Origin of the sequence: Petrotoga sp. 9PWA.NaAc.5.4 (assembly GCF_002895485.1) — a bacterium.
GTDB lineage: Bacteria > Thermotogota > Thermotogae > Petrotogales > Petrotogaceae > AZRK01.
This window is the reverse complement of sequence record NZ_AZRK01000013.1, coordinates 34,174-53,184: the sequence shown is the minus strand read 5'-3', so window position 1 is coordinate 53,184 and position 19,011 is coordinate 34,174. Positions and strand designations below refer to the sequence as shown.

At 31.4% G+C, this 19,011-nt stretch carries 21 protein-coding genes; 4 read left to right on the top strand and 17 right to left on the bottom strand.

What is annotated here, in order from left to right:
* Positions 1-22 precede the first annotated feature (22 nt).
* From X924_RS05325 to X924_RS05250, 16 genes are all read right to left on the bottom strand, one after another.
* On the bottom strand, positions 23-1,168 hold the full coding sequence (locus tag X924_RS05325) for an FAD-binding oxidoreductase (protein WP_121957928.1): 1,146 nt from the start codon (positions 1,166-1,168) through the stop codon (positions 23-25).
* Positions 1,158-1,445, bottom strand: a complete 288-nt coding sequence (locus tag X924_RS05320) for a (2Fe-2S)-binding protein (protein WP_121957908.1) — start codon at positions 1,443-1,445, stop codon at positions 1,158-1,160. Before X924_RS05320 ends, X924_RS05325 begins: the two co-directional genes overlap by 11 nt.
* Positions 1,438-3,081, bottom strand: coding sequence for an FAD-dependent oxidoreductase (locus X924_RS05315; RefSeq protein WP_121957907.1), 1,644 nt, complete (start codon positions 3,079-3,081; stop codon positions 1,438-1,440). The genes X924_RS05320 and X924_RS05315 overlap by 8 nt, the downstream gene beginning before the upstream one ends.
* On the bottom strand, positions 3,068-3,382 hold the full coding sequence (locus X924_RS05310; RefSeq protein ID WP_121957906.1) for a (2Fe-2S)-binding protein: 315 nt from the start codon (positions 3,380-3,382) through the stop codon (positions 3,068-3,070). Before X924_RS05310 ends, X924_RS05315 begins: the two co-directional genes overlap by 14 nt.
* 247 nt (positions 3,383-3,629) lie before the next feature.
* Positions 3,630-4,292 (bottom strand): hypothetical protein, encoded by a 663-nt coding sequence (locus X924_RS05305; RefSeq protein WP_121957905.1) that lies wholly within the window; start codon positions 4,290-4,292, stop codon positions 3,630-3,632.
* 103 nt (positions 4,293-4,395) lie between these two features.
* A complete protein-coding gene (locus tag X924_RS05300; protein ID WP_121957904.1) occupies positions 4,396-5,127 on the bottom strand; it encodes an ABC transporter ATP-binding protein in 732 nt (243 codons plus the stop codon).
* Position 5,128: 1 nt separating this feature from the next.
* A complete protein-coding gene (locus X924_RS05295; RefSeq protein ID WP_121957903.1) occupies positions 5,129-5,926 on the bottom strand; it encodes an ABC transporter ATP-binding protein in 798 nt (265 codons plus the stop codon).
* Positions 5,927-5,975: 49 nt separating this feature from the next.
* Positions 5,976-7,043 carry a branched-chain amino acid ABC transporter permease gene (locus tag X924_RS05290; protein ID WP_121957902.1) on the bottom strand — a complete coding sequence of 356 codons (1,068 nt, stop codon included), beginning with the start codon at positions 7,041-7,043 and terminating at the stop codon, positions 5,976-5,978.
* A gap of 2 nt (positions 7,044-7,045) precedes the next feature.
* Positions 7,046-7,960, bottom strand: a complete 915-nt coding sequence (locus X924_RS05285; RefSeq protein WP_199172639.1) for a branched-chain amino acid ABC transporter permease — start codon at positions 7,958-7,960, stop codon at positions 7,046-7,048.
* A gap of 74 nt (positions 7,961-8,034) precedes the next feature.
* Positions 8,035-9,165, bottom strand: a complete 1,131-nt coding sequence (locus tag X924_RS05280; protein ID WP_121957900.1) for an ABC transporter substrate-binding protein — start codon at positions 9,163-9,165, stop codon at positions 8,035-8,037.
* Positions 9,166-9,484: 319 nt separating this feature from the next.
* A complete protein-coding gene (locus X924_RS05275; RefSeq protein ID WP_121957899.1) occupies positions 9,485-9,883 on the bottom strand; it encodes a secondary thiamine-phosphate synthase enzyme YjbQ in 399 nt (132 codons plus the stop codon).
* A gap of 17 nt (positions 9,884-9,900) precedes the next feature.
* Positions 9,901-10,167, bottom strand: coding sequence for a hypothetical protein (locus tag X924_RS05270; RefSeq protein WP_121957898.1), 267 nt, complete (start codon positions 10,165-10,167; stop codon positions 9,901-9,903).
* 7 nt (positions 10,168-10,174) lie between these two features.
* Complete coding sequence (minD, locus tag X924_RS05265) at positions 10,175-10,999, bottom strand: septum site-determining protein MinD (protein WP_121957897.1); 825 nt, start codon at positions 10,997-10,999, stop codon at positions 10,175-10,177.
* A 290-nt stretch (positions 11,000-11,289) separates the two neighbouring features.
* Positions 11,290-11,472: a ferredoxin gene (locus X924_RS05260; protein WP_121957896.1), complete on the bottom strand. Its 183-nt coding sequence runs from the start codon at positions 11,470-11,472 to the stop codon at positions 11,290-11,292.
* A gap of 195 nt (positions 11,473-11,667) precedes the next feature.
* Entirely contained in the window at positions 11,668-12,600 is a 933-nt protein-coding gene (locus tag X924_RS05255) for a D-2-hydroxyacid dehydrogenase (RefSeq protein ID WP_121957895.1), read from the bottom strand.
* Between the two features lie 4 nt (positions 12,601-12,604).
* Complete coding sequence (locus tag X924_RS05250) at positions 12,605-13,753, bottom strand: alanine--glyoxylate aminotransferase family protein (protein ID WP_121957894.1); 1,149 nt, start codon at positions 13,751-13,753, stop codon at positions 12,605-12,607.
* A 206-nt stretch (positions 13,754-13,959) separates the two neighbouring features.
* Here X924_RS05250 and X924_RS05245 point away from each other — a divergent pair, with 206 nt between their 5' ends.
* From X924_RS05245 to X924_RS05230, 4 genes are all read left to right on the top strand, one after another.
* Positions 13,960-14,295: a 50S ribosomal protein L7ae family protein gene (locus X924_RS05245; RefSeq protein ID WP_121957893.1), complete on the top strand. Its 336-nt coding sequence runs from the start codon at positions 13,960-13,962 to the stop codon at positions 14,293-14,295.
* The gene (infB, locus tag X924_RS05240; RefSeq protein WP_121957892.1) at positions 14,296-16,365 is read left to right on the top strand and encodes a translation initiation factor IF-2; all 2,070 of its coding nucleotides are present in this window, start codon (positions 14,296-14,298) and stop codon (positions 16,363-16,365) included.
* A gap of 117 nt (positions 16,366-16,482) precedes the next feature.
* Positions 16,483-16,836 carry a chorismate mutase gene (locus X924_RS05235; protein WP_199172638.1) on the top strand — a complete coding sequence of 118 codons (354 nt, stop codon included), beginning with the start codon at positions 16,483-16,485 and terminating at the stop codon, positions 16,834-16,836.
* Positions 16,837-16,858: 22 nt separating this feature from the next.
* Positions 16,859-17,569, top strand: a complete 711-nt coding sequence (locus tag X924_RS05230) for a YjjG family noncanonical pyrimidine nucleotidase (RefSeq protein WP_121957891.1) — start codon at positions 16,859-16,861, stop codon at positions 17,567-17,569.
* Here the strand turns inward: X924_RS05230 and X924_RS05225 are convergent.
* A complete protein-coding gene (locus X924_RS05225) occupies positions 17,566-18,885 on the bottom strand; it encodes an alpha-amylase family glycosyl hydrolase (RefSeq protein ID WP_121957890.1) in 1,320 nt (439 codons plus the stop codon). The two genes, X924_RS05230 and X924_RS05225, sit on opposite strands and share 4 nt — an antisense overlap.
* Between the last annotated feature and the right edge of the window lie 126 nt (positions 18,886-19,011).

Below are 19,011 nucleotides of genomic sequence, written 5' to 3'. Positions count from 1 at the left end.
CTTCAAACACTTATTTAATGTGTTAGACTACTGAAGGTTCTGCAATTACTTCCCCTCTTTTAAACCTTTCAATATCCAACACAACATCATAAGTTAATTGACTTTCAGTTATTATATCCGCCATTAATATTCCTATCGCTGGTGCAAGCATAAAACCATGGCCACTAAAACCACATGCAACGTAAAAACCTTCAACTTCATTTAACTTAGAGACTATAGGTTGTTTGTCTGGAGACATATTGTATAAACCTGCCCACTGCCTTATTATTCGTATATCTTTAAGCGAAGGCAATAGAAACGTTGCTTTTTGGGCCATTGTTTCTAAAAATCTCCAAGAACTATTCATGTTATAACTTGGAGGTTCATTTTCTGGACCATAACCCATAATAAAACTTCCTTCTGGAGTCTGTTGGCAATAAATATTGAAAGAAAAAGACATAAGCATTGGATCAAGCATAGGTTTTACAGGTTCGGTAACTAAAATTTCGTGTCTTTCCGAGTAAATAGGTAACTCAACCCCAACCCATTTTGCTATTTGTTGAGACCAACCCCCTGCTGCATCAACTACTTTTGAAGTTTCTATAAATCCCTTGTTAGTTTCAACTCCTATTATTGAATTGTTTTTAACCCTTATACCTTTAACTTCAGTGAATTTATTTATTTCAACTCCTAATCTTTCAGCAGCTTCGGCATAACCTATATTCACTTGAAAGGGATTTGCATGCCCATCGGTAGAGCAAAAAGCCCCTCCTACTAACTTATCTATATTTAATCCAGGAACAATTTCTTTTGCTTCTTGAGGAGTGACTAACCTTGAAGGTATACTAAGACTGTGCTGAATTTCTATATTTTTTTTAAATTGTTTCAGCTCATTTTCTGAATATGCGAGTAATAAGTATCCTTTTTGTTTTAATTCTATGTCTCTATTTATTTCGAGAATATCTTTAAAATTTTCAAAAATTCTGATGCTTTCTCTTGCCAAAAGACAATTTTGTTTTGTGCCCCACTGCTGTCTAACACCCGCTCCACATCTTCCAGTGGCTCCGCTTGAAAGAAAAGATTTTTCAATTAATACCACATCAGTTATTCCCTTTTTAGCAAGATTATAAGCTATTGAACAACCTACTACCCCTCCTCCAATTACAACTACACTGGCCTTATTTTTCAATTTTATCACCTACGTTATTTAAGATTTCTTTAAATAAAATCCCTCCGTATGGTGGCCTAATATTTTGTAACTCTATTTCTTCGATAGGGGTACCTGTAATTTGCGAAATTTCACGTGCAATCAATAAACCACAACTTTTCCCTTGACAAGGACCCATTCCCGTTCTTAATATTCTTTTTATTTCCTCAATGGTAGTAAAGCCGTTCTTTATTGCTTCTCTAACTTCTTCTAAAGTTATATCTTCACATCTGCAAATTATTATTTTTTCTTCACTCATGTTTTAAATACCTCACTTTGAAATTTCGCGCTTCTAAGAAATGTTCTTTTGGAACTTCTACACTAACTGCAGCTGTTTTGTCTTGAAAACTGCTGTCTAATATTTTTATAACCTTTCCCTCACAGATTATTTTCCCATCTCTATCATAAACATTAACTAACTCTCCTTTTTTAGGTCTTGGAAGAAACTCATAGGGCATTGTAATCAATGAAGAGGTTTCTGTATAATTTTTATGCACCACAAACATAGCTAAACCGGGACATTTACTAACGCATATTCTACAACCAGTACATTTTTCAAAGTCAACATAAGGGATATTGTTAATATTCCCATTTTCGGATATTGCATTAAAAGGACAACTTTTAACGCAAGGATCACAAGGAAACTTTTGGAAACATTCAGATATTGCAATTGGTCCTTTATCAAATATTTTTTTATCTTTTGGAAATTTACTTTCTAAGTTTTCCTTTGAAGGGACTCCTGTCTTCATCAAGTAAGAAATGTCAAATTCCTCTTTTAAAATAGATTCATCATAATTTTCTCCGTGATTTAAACCTATTTTCGAAAGGCCTTTCCTTATTTTTTCCCCAACAGGCCCTGATCTTAGCAATACTAATTCTTTTTTTGCTTCTTCAATTTTTCTTTGTATTTCCTCTTTTTGGTTTTTATTTATTCTTTTCGCCACCGTTAATCCAGATATTTGTCCTTCAATCATCGCTGCCGTTGCTTCTTCTATACCAGAAACATCCCCCGCTACAAATAAATTCATAATTGAAGTTTCCATATTTTCGTCCCTTAAGGGAATATATCCACCCAATTCACTAACGTAAACTGTTTTCACTTTCCTTTGTTTTAAAAGATCTATTAAAGGGGTTAAACCTACCGATAAACAAATTGCATCACATTCTATAAACTCTTCGGTATCTTTTATTTCTTGCCAATTATTATCGAGTTCACATATTATTGCACCTTCAACTTTTTTGTTTCCTACTGCTTTTTTTATTGTGTGAGAAGTAAGAATTGGAATACCTAATCTTTTTAATTTCGAAGCATGAACAGAATATCCCCCAATTTTTGGAGCAGCTTCAATAACAGCCGCTACACTTACTCCTGCCTGCAACAATTGATAAGAAACTATAAGACCTATATTGCCTGAACCAACCATTAATATTTTCTTTGCAGGTAATACCCCATATACATTCATAAGCGTTTGTACTGCGCCAGCTCCAAAAACGCCAGGAAGATCATTATTTTCAAAAGCTAAAAACTTTTCAGAAGCACCTGTTGCTAAGATAATGGCTTGCGGAATATACTTTTTCATTTTGTTATTATTTAAAATAGTTACAACATTATCTTCATAAATGCCCAATACTCTGGATGATGCTAATATTTTTATATCTTCTCTATTTTTCACATCTTCTATTAATCTCTTCAAAATATCTATGCCTCTTGTGCCAGCATACTCTTTTTCTGAACCAAAAAATCTGTGTGTTTGTTTAATCAATTGTCCGCCTAAAAATTCTCTTTCTTCAGCTAAAACAACTTTAATCCCATAATCAGAAGCCGCTAAGGCAGCGGAAAGACCGGCTGGACCTCCTCCTACAACTATCAATTCTACATTTTCAATATTGTCCATGTTTAGTCACATCCATATTTTGCGATTTTACCTTCATCCCTTCTTTTACAAGTGTAACACACGTTCTTACATTTGCTACACCATCTACTTCCATTAAGCAAGAAGAACAATGCCCTATCGCACAAAAGATACCTCGTGGTCTGTTTAATTTTTTACTGTAACTAAATGTATAAATCCCTGAAGCGTATAAAGCAGCAGCAATAGTTTCTCCTTCGTAAGCAGTTATTTCTTTCCCATTGTAAAAAAAAGTTACTACCTTTCCTCTTTTAAATTCAAGGATTGGATGTTGCTCTATCCTCATATCTTTCCTCCTTGTCTCACTTTCATTTTTAAAGAGTGTTGTTTAGTTCTTATATTTAAATTGAATCATAAATTTCTTTTTTTTAAAAAGTTAGTTATTGACATTTATGAAAAAAATTTCATGATTATAGCCGATTACATGAAAAAAACTTAATTTTTTTAAATTTTAAAAATTACTATTTATATAAATATCTAAATAGAAAATAAAAAAAGGGGAAACAACCCCTTTTTTTATTCTTTCGATGTGATTAATAGTTATAATACAGAAATTCAGGATATCTTTGTCGATTATATTGTTGGTAATTTCTAAAATTTTGATAATCTCGGTAGTCTTCATAATTTCTGTACCTTTTGTAATTTTGGTAATCTTGATAGTCTTTGAACTTTTGATAGTTTTGATAATCTCTATACTTTTTATAGTTTTCATTTAATTGTGTTCTGAAATTTTTTCTAAATGCTTGCATATTTACAGTTTCATTTTGGTACGTAATTTCATTCGCTAAAAAGTACTTGATGTCATTTACTGAAATTTTATACCCTGTTAATTCAATGTTTTCTTCTGGTTTAATATCCGACAAAAGTGTTTTTAATACTATAACTTTGTAGATTTCAGAGTCAATTTGTACGTTTAATTCTATTACCGCTTCTTTTTCAATAATACTTTTCACAACACCTGTGACTGTTACTGGCTGAATATCTTGATTGAAAATCCTTTGTACCATCATGTCTCGTTCTCTTAATTGTTGCATGTATATATCTTGTGTGTGTAACCGATCACGTGATTGAACCCGCTGTTCTTGAATGCCTAAAGAATTTTGTTGCATCAAAGTGTTCGAATTCGGTCGTGCTTGAGCAAAAATTCCTATTCCTATTAAAATTAGCATAAAAAGCGAACCTAAAACTTTTTTCATACTTAACACCTCCATTAAGTAAGATTATATTTATATTACGGTCATATTTTAAAGTAAATAACTTAAAAATCGCTTAATGGAGAATAAAAGTAACTTTAAAACATCAAGTAGTAACACCTAAATATGTTTTTCTTACATCATCATTTACTAATAATTCATTCGCATATCCTTTCAAAACAATTTTTCCTGTTTCCAAAACATACCCATAATCAGCAATTTTCAATGCTCCAAAAGCGTTTTGTTCAATGAGAAGTATGGTTACCCCTTCTTGACGTATTTTCATTATTGTCTCCAGTACTTCTTTCACAAGAAGTGGAGCAAGTCCTAAAGATGGCTCATCAAGCATCAATAGCTTCGGCCTGCACATGAGACCTCTTGCGACAGCTAACATTTGTTGTTCTCCACCTGAAAGAGTGCCTCCCAATTGTTTTAACCTTTCTCCTAATCTCGGAAATAACTTGAGCACCCAATCCAAATCTTCTTTTATCTTTTCTTTATCTTTTCTCGAATATGAGCCTAACTTTAAATTTTCTAAAACGGTTAAGTTTGGAAATACGTGTCTTCCTTCAGGTACAAGTGCTACACCAAGTTTTACAATTTCATGCGTTTCTATATTTGTAATATCAATATTATTGAAAAAAACTTTGCCACCACTTTTTTTAATAACATTCATAATTCCATTCAAAGAAGTAGTTTTACCTGCACCATTAGCTCCTATTAATGTAACTATTTCCCCACTCTTTATTTCGAAACTAATTCCTTTTAAAGCATGAATAGCTCCATAATGAATGCTCAAATTTTCTACTTTAAGAATAACTGCTTCTTTTTCACTCATATTATATAGCTACCTCCTCGCCGAGGTATGCTTTAATTACCAACGGGTTATTTTGTATTTCTTCAGGTGTTCCTTCCGCAATTTTTTTACCATAATCAATAACATAAATTCTTTCACAAATTCCCATAATTACTTTCATGTCATGTTCGATAATTATTATAGATAGATTAAATTTATCTTTTATATGTTTTATAAATTCCATAAGCTCATTTGTTTCATGGGGATTCATTCCTGCCGCAGGCTCATCCAGCAACAATATTTTAGCATCTGTTGCAAGCGCACGAGCTATTTCTAATTTCCTTTGAAGACCATAAGGTAGCGAACTTGCCTTATCGTTTGCGTATAGTGATAGCCCAGTTTCTTCTAAAAGTTCCCATGCTTTTTCTTGCATATTTCTTTCCATCCTTAAATAACTGCGAGTTTTTAAGATGCTTTTGAAAAGCCACAACCAACTTTTTAATTTTAAATGCTGAGATACAAGTACATTTTCTAAAACGCTCATATCTTGAAACAGTCTTATATTTTGGAAAGTCCTTGCTATTCCAAGTTGTGTTATTTGGTGAGGCTTTTTGGAAGATATATCTTGATTTTCAAATAAAATTTTCCCAATATCAGGTTTATATATCGCTGTTATTAAATTAAAAAGAGTAGTTTTTCCAGCGCCGTTAGGACCAATTAGACCCAAAAGTTCACTTTTTCTAAGAAAACCATTAAAATTATCTATAGCTACCAAACCACCAAACTTTTTAGTAATATCTATAAATTCTAAAATCTTTTCGTTATTATAAGACTCGTTCATAAGGAGCACTCCTTTTAAATTTTTACTTAGTTTTTTTAATCCCAATTATCTAAGTAATCGAATCTTCTTTTTTCCTTATTTTCAAAAAAATTTTATATATATTATCCCAAGTTATTTCGTTTCTTCCCATAATTCCTCTTCTCCAAAACAACATGATTATTATGAGAGCAAGCGAAAGAACAACCATCCTCATTCCAGGAATACCTGGTATATATATTGGACCTATGGAAATCGGTTCTTCTAATATACGCAAAAATTCTAATGCCACTGTGTACAAGGAAGCTCCTATAACAGCACCACTTATACTTCCTAAACCTCCTATGACAACCATAATGAGTATCTCAAAAGTTCTAGAAAACATGAATGATTTAGGATCTATCGTAGTAATTAAATGTGCCCATAGAGCTCCTCCTACACCAGCAAAAAATGAACCTATTACAAAAGTTACTACTTGATGGGAGAATACGTTTATTCCCATGACTTTAGCCGCTATAGGATCCTCTCTTACCGCTTTTAAAGCTCTTCCATAACTACTATTTATTAAACTCGCTATAAAAACGATTGTTATCAATGCAACCCCCCACGTCCACCACAAATTTGTGTATTGAGGAATATCTTTCAAACCAAGGGCTCCATTAGTTATAGACCATGTATTGTTTGCTATTATTCTAACGACTTCGCCAAGTCCTAATGTTGCTATAGCTAAATAATCTCCTATTAACCTAAGAGAAGGAGCAGATACTAAATATCCGAACGCAGCTGCTATAACCCCTGCAATAATGATTGCAGGAAGAAACGGCATTTGAATCGAATTTAAAGGATAAATTAAAGGTTTTATTAAAAAACTCATTTCTTTTTGGGCGGGCGAAAGGGTAAGAAGGGAAGAAACATAAGCACCTATTGCAATAAACCCAACATGTCCAAGCGAGAAAATTCCTGTTATTCCGTTTATAAACGTTAAACTTACAGCGAATATAATATTAATAGCCATAAGATTTAATATTAAAATTACATAATCACTGGCAAAATTATTTGCAATTAAAAGTAAAAAATATATTATAAAAATAAAACTTACAGTTAGAATAAATTTTATTCTAAAACTCAAATTTTTTTTCACAGTTACACCTTCTCTCCAATTTCAACTCCAAGTATGCCATTTGGCTTGACCAAAAGAATAATGATCAATATAATGTATGCAAAAGCATCTCTATATCCAGCCAATCCGGGAAGAAAAGCTACAATCATTATTTCAGACAATCCCAATATAAATCCTCCAAGCATTGCTCCGGGGATACTTCCTATTCCACCAACAACAGCGGCTATGAAAGCTTTTAATCCGGGTATCATTCCTGTGTATGGGTAAATTTGAGGATATTTCATTGCCCACAAAATCCCCCCTACAGCCGCTAAAGCAGAACCCAACATAAAAGTTTGAGAAATTGTTCTATCAGTGTTAATACCCATCAATTTAGCAGCCATAATATCTTTAGATACTGCTCTCATTGCCATACCTGATTTTGTTCTGTAAACTATCCAAACTAATAAAAGAAGTGAGACAATGGAAGCTCCTATTATAATAAAAGTCAATAAAGGTATTCTTATGTTTCTTATAGTTATCACTTGTGCAAATTGTTTAGGATAAACCCCTATTTGAGGATTGAAAGATTTTGCTCGTCCTCCAAAAACAACTATTGCAAAGTTTTGTAGAAAAAAAGAAATACCGATAGCTGTAATTAAACCAGAAATTTTAGGAGCGTTGGCTTTCCTTAAGGGTCTATATGCTACTCTCTCAATAAGGGCTCCTAACATAGCTGTAGCAAACAAAGAAAAAATAAAAGCAGCCCACCATGGAAACAAAAAAAGAGTCACCGCATAGAAAGCAAAATACATACTGTAAGTAAAAATGTCACCGTGCGCAAAATTTATTAAATTAAGAATTCCATAAACCATAGTATACCCAATAGCTATGAGAGAATATATTCCACCTAAGGAGATTGCATTCATTAAATGTTGAAAAAATATTTGGATAGACAAATAAATCACCCTTTCTTAAAAATAAAAAACAAATTTTGCCACCTCTATTAAATAAGAGATGGCAAAAATTAATTTTAGAAAATAGCAGGTTCAACAACGGTTCTGAATACAAATTCCCCATTTTGCACAGTATTAATTACAGCAGGTTTTATAGGATTTCCTGAACCGTCTGGATAGGTTATAGTTCCAGCTACTCCCGGAAAATCTTTAGTTTTTGCTATTTCGTCTCTGATTTTTACAGGATCTGTAGACTGAGCTCTTTCTATGGCATCTACAATTACCATATATGCATCATAAGCTAAAGCCCCAAAAGCATCTGCTCTTCTTCCGTATTCTTTTTGATAAGCTTCGACGAAAGGTTTGGTCGCCGGCGATAATTCAGCATCTTCATGGAAATAAGTTGTGTAAGACAAGCCTTCAACGTATTCTCCCCCTATTTGTATTAATTCTGGGGCATCTGCACCGTCACCAGCAAAAAATGGCCCTGTGAAACCTAATTCCCTTGCTTGTTTACAAATAAGGGCGATTTCTGCGTAATAACCAGGCATAAATATAGCATCCGGATTTTTTGAAAGCGCATCGGTTAATTGTGCTGTAAAATCTTGATCCCCTGTTGTATAGTATTCTTCAAAAAAAGTTCCGCCATACATAGCAAAGCTTCTTTTAAAATAGTTAGAAAGTCCCACCACGTAATCTTGTGCCACATCAACCATTATAGCTACATTTTTGACACCAAGATCTTCCCAGGCAAACGTTGCAAGCAAAGCACCCTGTAAAGTATCTTCAAAACATGTCCTGAACACATAAGTCCTATTTTGAGCCACTAATGGGTTTGTAGCAGTGTTTACAACCATAGGAATTTTTCTTTCTTCGGCAATGGGCGCTGCTGATAATGCAGCTGAACTCGTTGCAGGACCTATAACTGCAACTACTTTTTCACGATCTATCAATCTTCTTATTGCATTAGCAGCTTCAGATTTATCAGACTTATTATCAACCGCAACAACTTCTACTTTGATTTCTTTACCCCCAATATTAACTGTTGGTTTTAACTTATTAGCCAATAATACTCCATCTCTTGACATTTGTCCATAACCAGAAACAGCGCCTGTTAACTCAAAATTCATCCCTATTTTAATAACTTCTTGACCAAATATGCTCACAACTAAGCCCAACAACAAAAGAATTAAATAAAGTCTTTTCATACTTTTCCCTCCTGTTAAATTCTTTGTGAACCAAAATTGACTATAAATTCAAAGTTCTCTTCCTCAAAAATTTCCCATTTCTAACGTCCTAAGATATTTTGTCCTTAAAATCAAAGAAAAAAATTTCTTTTAGAAACATTATGTGAAGAAAATTTCATAAAATTGTTTATATTATAACTTAATAGAAACTTTAAATTAATCATAATTATTATACATCTAAAATAGTTACTTACATATTTCTAAAATATTACTAAAAAATAAAAAACCGGCCAAATATTGACCGGTTAATTAGTTAGTTATTAGTTAGAAGAATATATTTTTATGAGCTTATAATTTTTACAAAAAAAGTTCTATTTCTTGGACCATCGAATTCGTAGAAATAAACAGTTTGCCAAGTTCCTAATATTAACTTGCCATTTTCTAAGATTAAACTTAAAGAAGGCGATATTAAGGATGATTTTATATGTGAATCTGCGTTCCCTTCAAGATGTGAATAATTTCTACTTCTTGGAATTTTTTCCGATAAAAACTGGATTATATCTTCTCTAACAGAAGGGTCAGCATTCTCATTTATTGTAACTGCTGCTGTAGTATGTGGTACAAATAATACAACTATACCATCATCAATATTCGATTTTTGAATGCTTTCTTCAACATAACTCAATATATCTATTAGTTCTTCTCTTTTATGTGTCATTAAAGAATACCTAAAAGTCATTAATAATGGGCTCCTTTTCATTGATATATAATATTAGCTACAATGGTTATAGAATTTCCATCTTTAGAAACATGAACCTTCACATCTTCTTTTTTTACTGAAAGATGTTTAACCGCATAATCTTTTATATAATTTATAACGTAATCTAATTCTTTCTCGTCTACATTTTCAAACTTTAACTGTGTAACTTTACTGTTTTTTCTTTCTGAAGAATTCAAAAAAGAATTCATTCTCTTTACAGCGGTTTCTCGAGTTTTCTTTGATTTTTTAGTAAAGGGCCACATTTTTTCTTCACCCTCTCCTGTGAAAAAGTCTTTTTATAAATTCAACGAAACCTTCAGGCGCATGATCAAGTTCACTTAAATCTTTTTCTAAAGGAATTTCCTTGCCTAAAATCCTATCGCTTATGTTGTTAAAAACATTATTTAATCTGTTCCCTTGAGTGACAGAGAGAGGATTACCTTCATTGGTAGATATTAAAATCTCTTCACTATCAGGAATTATTCCCAATAAATTCAAAGCCAAAGCATCTTTTATGTCCTCTGCCGAAAGCATTTCATTTCTTTTAACAAGTTTTGGCTTTATTCTATTCACAATAAGAGAGATGTTTTTCTCCGTGTATCCTTGATTTTCAAGCAAACCAACCACTCTATCAGCATCGCTTATAGCTGTTAAATCTGGGGTTGTAACAATAATAGCATGTTGAGCAGCTACCACAGCATTTTTAAAACCTCGCTCTATACCCGCAGGAGAGTCTATTATTATATAGTGAAAATGTTTAGAAAGCTGAGAAACAATTTCAACCATATCTTCAGGAGAAATCATGTCTTTATTTGCCACTTGAGATGAAGCTAAAAGAGAGAGATTCTTTAACTGTTTATGCTTAACCAAGGCATCCATAACAGGTTTATTGCCATTTACAACATCTATTATTGTATAAACAACCCTATTTTCTAATCCTAAAACTATATCTAAATTTTTTAATCCTATATCTCCATCTATAAGGCAAATATTATATCCCTTTTTAGCTAAAGTCGCTCCTAAATTTGCAACAATAGTTGTTTTCCCAACTCCGCCCTTTCCCGAAGTTACAACAAATACTTTAGTATTTTCCATTTCAACCCCTCCACTTTGAAAACTTTGCCCACCATCTAACATTTAAACAAATATAATTTTGAAAAACAAACTAAAAATAATAATTTCACTAAATTGATTATACTACAAAATAACTTAAAACAAAAAAACATTTATAAAGGAAATAACTCCGTCTAGAAATCATATAAATTAAAATACTATTTATTAAAAAATTTCCATTTATAAAGTATCTAAATTAAATATAATGTAAATAATAAATCGGGGATAATTCCCCGATTTATTATAAACCAAAATATATTATACTTGTTTAATTATTCTTCAATGCTTATAGCTTGAGTTGGACATGCGTCAATAGAATCTTGTACGCAAGGAGCGTCGCTTTGTTCGTCTATAACTTCTGCTTTACCATCGTCGCTCATTTGGAAAACATCTGGACATAAACTTTCACAAATCCCATCCCCTATACAAGCTTCCTTATCTATAATTATTTTCACCTACCACACCTCCTACGTTGTTGTGTAATAACTATCTTTAGAAATGCCAAAACCCAAAAATCGTTTTTCACAGCCTTTATTTCTAAGGCCATTACAATTAATAAATAATCTAAAATTCAAAACAAAAATATTATACCATAAAAAAATAATTTTAATTTTAAAAATAATTTTAAGAAATGATGAAAAACATTTTCTTTACTTTAGATTTCTTACTTCTTCAACAATTCTATCTATTATATTAATCCCAACTCTTGCTTGTGCTTCTTTTGTAGAAGCACCTATATGAGGAGTAGTAATTACATTTGGTAATGACAGCAATTCTTTATAAAAATCACTGGCTGGAGGTTCTTCTTCAAAGACATCTAATCCTACTCCTAATATTTTACCGTTTTTTAAATACTTTAGAAGAGCTTTTTCATCAACAATACCGCCTCTTGCTGCGTTTATAATGACAACATTATCTTTCATTATATCTATTTGTGGATCACTTATTAAATGAAAAGTTTTTTCATTTTTCGGCACGTGTAAAGAAATAATATCTGAATTTTTTAATACTTCTTCAAATGGAAGTTGTACAGCATTGTATTTTTTTAATTCTTCATCAGATACTTTTATTACATCATAGATTAAATTTTTTGTTCCAAAACCCCTTAAAAGATTTGCTAAATGTTTACCTACATATCCAAACCCTATTATACCAACTGTTTTGCCAGATAGCTCAAATCCTTCGAGCTCCTTCTTCTCCCATTTACCTTCCCTAAGTCCGACTGTACCTCTTGTTATAAACCTATAAATATCTAAAATCATTCCCACAACTAATTCTGCTACTGATAAAGCGTTTTGACCAGGTGTGTTTACCACTTTTATCCCTTTTGTTTTGGCAGCTTCCACATCGATGTTATCTAAACCCATGCCAGCTCTTCCAATAATTTTGAGTTTATCTGCATGCTCTAAAATTTCTTTTGTAACTTTTGTAGCACTTCTAACTATTAAAACATCATAATCTTTTATTTTTTGTTTTAGAATATCTTTTTCAAAGTGTTCTGATGTAACTTCCGCTTGTGGAAGTTCTCTTTTTAACTTTTCTAACGCCTCTTTATCTAAAGGATCATTTATGTGTATTTTCAATTTCCTACACCCCCTCTTTTACGAAAACTTCTTCTGCTGCTTTTACTCCTTTACCAAGCTCAACTTTGAAACCAAACTTCTCTAACGACATTTCCAATGCACTTATTGCTGTGATTATATCAAATTTTGACATATATCCTAAATGTGCAATTCGGATTATTTTACCTTTGAGTTGAGATTGTCCGCCTGTGAAAACAACTCCCCAATCATCTCTCAAAAACTTTATTAATTTACCACCATCTACTCCTTGTGGTATTTTTATTGCGGTTAAAACATTACCAGGATTTTCAGCGAAGAGTTCTAATCCAAGCGCTTGTACTCCTGCTCTAGTAGCTTCTGCCATTATTCTATGTCTATCCCAGACATTTTCTATTCCTTCTTCTTTTAACATGTCTGTAGATTTTAGCAATTGATACATTAGGTTAACAGCTGGAGTATAAGGTGAATCTGGATAATTCTTTTTATATGCTCTTAAATCGAAGTAATAACGTGGATTATTACTTTTCTCTACAAGTTTCATAGCTTTTTCGCTTAAAGATATCATAGCTAAACCCGGAGGCATCATAAAGCCTTTTTGAACACCACATACTACAACATCGACATTCCATTCATCCATTTTTAAAGGTTCTGCTAACAAACCAGAAATAGCATCAACTACTAATACAGCTTGTGTATTTTTAACAATTTGTGCTATTTCCTTTATCGGGTTGACAACACCAGTAGAAGTTTCACTTAAAGTAGTGAAAACAACTTTTGTGTCAGGATTTTTTTCCAAAGCGTCTTTTATCTGCTCTGCTCTTACATATTTTCCCCATTCTATATCAATTTCTACCAAATTTGCATCATAGGCTTCGCAAAGTTCACACCATCTTTCACCAAATTTTCCCCCATTAACCGCTATAACTTTATCACCTTTAGAAACTAAATTTGCAACAGCCGCTTCCATTGCTCCCGTACCCGAAGATACCAACGTATAGACAAGATTTTTAGTTTGAAAAAGGTACTTAAGGTTCTCTAAAGCTTTATTTTGTATATCTAAATACTGTGGCGTTCTGTGATGGATTGTATCTTTTGCTCCTTCTAATAAGATATCAACAGGTACCGGCGTTGGTCCAGGTGTCATCAAATAATTCTTTTTAAGCATCTTTGCCATTAAATATCCCTCCTCTTTATGAACTTAATGTGAAAAAATTCTTATTTTATTAAAAATTTTACCACATATTTCTTAAAATTATACAGATAATTTTTATCTGATTAATCGGTACTTTAAAAACTTAAAAAAGTTATACTTTGAAAGAAATTAATTTAATGTTATAATTAAAGGTGTAAGAAAATTCTAACAAGGAGCATTCTTAAGAAATGACTGTACCAAAAGAAGAAAAAATTATAGGGTTTCTTAAGATAGCTGCTAAATCTAACGGTATTGTATATGGCAAAATTGGAATAAGAAATTATTTAAAATCAAATAAAAAGAAAAAATTAATTTTATTACCTATAGATGTTGGTGAAAGAGTTAAAAAAGATGTTTTAAAAAGATGCGAAATTTTTAAAGTTTCATATATAGAAATTAAGAAAACAAAATATGAAATTTCTAAAATTATTGGTAAAGAAAACATAAGTGTAATTGGAATTACCAACGAGAGTCTCGCCGAGGCTATATTGGGTGAAATAAGTGATGATGGAGGTGGTTCATAGGTGTCGAAGACTCGAGTATACGAATTAGCAAAAGATTTAGGAATGAACTCAAAGGAACTCATGGAGTTTTTAGAAGAGCAATTGGATATAAAAGTTCGAAGTCATATGAGTACTTTGGAAGAAGAAACAGTGGAAACTATTAGAGAACTAATTGAGGAAGAAAGACAATTAAAAAAAGGTGAAAATAAAGAAAAATCAACTGTTGAAATCGAATCTAAATCAGAGGAATCAATTAAGGAACAAGAAATAAAGGAAGCATCAATTTCAGAAGCAGATTTAACTCTTGATAGGTTGGCAGAGGTTTTAAACTTAGAACAAAATCAAATAATCGCAGATATGTTTATGAAAGGAATAGCCTTAAGGCCCGGTCAAAAGTTAGAAAAGCCAATGGCTGAAAAGATAGCTTCTAATTATAATGTTATTTTAAATTTTGAAAAGGCTCAAAAATTATCTGAAAAAGAAGGAGAAGAAGATATCGAAGAAATTTTAGCAAAAAGGTGGAATGAGATTTACGAAAAAGAAAAAGATAGATTAGTTAATAGGCCTCCTGTTGTTACAATAATGGGACACGTTGATCATGGTAAAACAACTCTTTTAGATAAAATACGACATACACATGTAGCGGAAAAAGAAGAAGGGGGAATAACTCAATCTATAGGAGCTTATCAAATAGAATACAAAAATCAAAAAATAACTTTTATAGATACTCCGGGTCACGAAGCTTTTACTGAAATGAGAGCAAGAGGGGCACAAGTAACTGATATTGTGATTTTAGTGATTGCTGCAGACGATGGAGTAATGCCTCAAACAATCGAAGCATATAATCATGCAAAAAGCGCGAATGTCCCTGTAATAGTAGCAATAAATAAAATTGATAAACCAAATGCAAATGTAGACCTAACTAAACAACAAATGATCTCTAAATTGAATCTCGTTCCCGAAGATTGGGGAGGAGATACTATAACTGTTCCTATTTCTGCAAAGACATCTCAAGGAATAGATGATCTTTTGGAAATGATACTCTTAGTTGCTGAAATGCAAGATATAAAATGCATACCTGATGGAACCGCAAGGGCTGTAATAATTGAAAGTCGCATAGACAAAGCTATGGGGCCCTTAGGAACAGTTATAGTAAAAGATGGAATATTGAAAATCGGAGATGATTTTGTTGCTGGTGCAACATATGGAAGAGTAAGAAGAATGATAAACGATAAAGGACAGTCAATAAAAGAAGCTTCTCCTTCAACTCCTGTTCAAGTAGTAGGTTTTAACGGTGTTCCAAGTATGCACTCGATTTTATACGTTTTAGATTCAAAAGAGGAAGTTAGAGAAATTGCTGAGAAGGTTGCTGAAAGAGAAACGCAAAAAACTCAAAATGTATCTAAAAGGCATGTTAGACTCGAAGATATTATGCAAATGATGGAAAAAGAAGAGAAAAAAACATTAAATATTTTATTGAAAGCAAGTACTTACGGTGAAATAGAAGCTTTGAGAAACGCAATTCAAAAATTTGAAAATCCTGATATAGAGGTTAATATAATTCACGCAGGAATCGGAACAATTAGTACAAGTGATATTATGCTTGCATCTGCTTCAGATGCTATTATATTAGGATTTAGAGTTAAAATAGACTCTAAAGCTCTTAAAATGGCTGAAGCTGAAGGAATTCAAATTAGACGATACAGTATAATATTTGATTTAATTGACGATCTGAAGAAAGCTTTAGAAGGTATGCTTGAACCGGAAGAAAAAGAAGAAATAACAGGTTCTGGAGTTATAAAAGAAGAATTCAAAATAAAAGGTGTAGGAAAAATAGCTGGAGTTCAGTTAAACGAAGGTCAAGTTATGAAAAATGGTGGGGTAAGAATATATAGAAATGGAAGTTTGATTGCCGATGTAAAAATAACAAGCTTGAAACATTACAAAGATGAAGTCAATTCGGTAGACGCCCCTAAAGAATGTGGAATACAGTTTGAAAATTTTGAAGACTTTTCAAAGGGAGACGAATTAGAGTTCTATAAGATAGTAAAAGTAAAACGTCAATTAAATTTAGAAAATAGTACCAAGTGAATGGGTTAATAGCATACATTAAAGTTATATCTTCTAAAATTTTGAAATGTTTATATTTAATTTATTTATAAAATATAATCAAATCTGTTATTAAATTATTTCAGAGAAGTGAGGAAGATGGAAGAAGACTATAAAATAGTGGGCATAAGAGGAGCAACTTCTTTAAAAGAAGATCATCCATTAGAATTAACAGAAAAAGTTATTGAACTGTGGAATGAAATAATATCGAAAAATAAAATAAACAGGATTATATCGGTGATTTTCTCATTAACACCAGATATTAGGAGTTTAAATCCTGCTACTATTTTAAGAGAAAAGTTAGATCTCAACAATGTTCCATTCATGTGTTTGGAAGAAGCTTCTTTTAAAGATTCCCCAAAAAAAATTATACGGGTGCTGGTTATTTGTGAAAGCAGCACCCAATATTTTGTTTATTTACATGACGCAAAAAATTTAAGAACAAAAAAATAACAAAAGGAAAGAGGTGAAATGGTTGAAAGAAAATATAACTATGATTTACTTTGATTTAGATCACACATTATGGGACTTTGAAAGTAATTCAGAGGAAGCTTTAAAACTAGTTTATAAACACTATAATGATATATTAAAAAATATACCTTTAGAAGATTTTATCTATTCATATCATAAGATTAACAAACAGTTATGGGATATTTATAGAAAAAAAATGATAACTCAAGAAGAATTAAAGGTTTTGAGATTTGAAATAACTCTGAATTCTTTGAATGTAAAACATAGAGAAAATTTGGTGGAAGAAATGAATGATTTTTATTTAAACAGTTTATCAAATCAAAGTAAATTAATAGATGGAGCAAAGGAAATTTTAGATTATTTAAAAAGTGACTACGAACTCGGAATAATAACAAACGGATTTAAAGATACTCAAATCGCTAAGATGAGAAACTCTGGAATAGATTTTTATTTTAACATTTTAGTTACATCTGATGAAACAGGTTTCCCAAAGCCTGATGAAAAAATATTTAATTATGCCGTTTACAAAGCGGCAAGACCCAAAGAAGAAATAGTATACGTGGGTGATGATTTAGAGAACGATATTCTTCCAGCTCTAAAATTTGGTATTAACGCCATATGGTTTAAAAATCATGATGTAATTAATTCAAATTTAATTGACGAAAAAGATATTGTGAAAATAAATCATCTCTTTGAACTTAAAGAAATTTTTTAGATTTCTCTCAAATAATAAATTCCCTTTTTTATTGCCATTAATTCTTGACCACTTATTATATCTTTGAATTTTTTTTCTAATTTATACGATTCTTTTCCTAAATAAATTGCTATAGTTAATTCATTTGTATTATCTTGATTTTTATTGAACATGAGCAAATCTTCTTCACATCTTATAAGTTTGTATGTCCCTTCTGAAAGACAACTATAGTTTTTTCGTAAATTTATTAATTTTTTTGTGTAAATAAAGATCTCTTTTTCTAAATCGGTCCAACTATCTTTAAACTTCATAGCAACTCTTCCACTTTCGAAAAAATGTTCTATACTCGGATCTCCACTTAAAGCTATTTCCGTTCCATATTCTAAAATAACATTCCCTGTTAAAGCCATTAATAATCCCAAAGCGATCTTAAAAGTTTCTGTATCTTTACATATATCTATAAATCTTGGTAAATCATGATTTTCAATAAAGTATGTTAATTGAAAATCATTTTCATTCAATTTATTTGACATTATAATTTGATTATATAAATCACCTAAATTCCCTTTTTTATTACCTAAAATTTCTTTAATACTATCATAAGTAGCAAAATCAAATAAACTGGTAAAACGTTGGGCATCTCTACCTTTAAATGTTTTCAATAAATTAAAATTTTCCTGCTTATTTCCTTCATCCTCCCATACTTCTCCAATTATTATTACATCATCTCTTATCTGCCTCATTCTATTATTGAATTTCTCTAAAAAATTTAGTGGTAACCCTAAAGCATGGTCTAATCTAAATCCACCTAAATCAAAATTTGTAAGCCAGTATTCGCCTACTCTAATCAAAAACTCCTGCGTATCTTCATCACTTAAATTCCAGAATAAAAAAGATTTTTGCCATCTTTCTTCTTGAACAGATTGAGGCGGCTCTGTTTTTACCTTTAATTCCTTTGGAATAGAATTAAAATCATAGTTTTTAGAAGCATGGTTTAAAACTAAATCTATAATAACTTTTATTTTCCTCTTATGTGATTCAGAGATTAGTTTTTGTAGAACAGCTTTACTTTCTTGAGGAGCTAAACATGCAATATTTTCAGAGATTGAAAAATAATTTGTTACATCGTAACCATGTGTTGTTTCTGATTTAAAAATTGGTCCCAGATACAGTAAATCTATTCCTAAATCTTTTAAATAATCTAATTCTTCAATTATTCCTTGTAAATCACCATTTATTGCATTTTTTTCATAATACTTGTAAGTTTCCTTAGGAAGGTCGTTACTTATATCTCCATTTTTAAAGAATTTTATTAATATATGATATCCAATAAACATAAGTTATACCACCTCGTGTAATTTTGAAATATTCTATCATTTAAATTTTAAAGTTATGAAAACGTTTCCTTAAATTAATGCTTTTCTGAATAAACCGAAACTATGATATAATTTTAAAAAATTAAA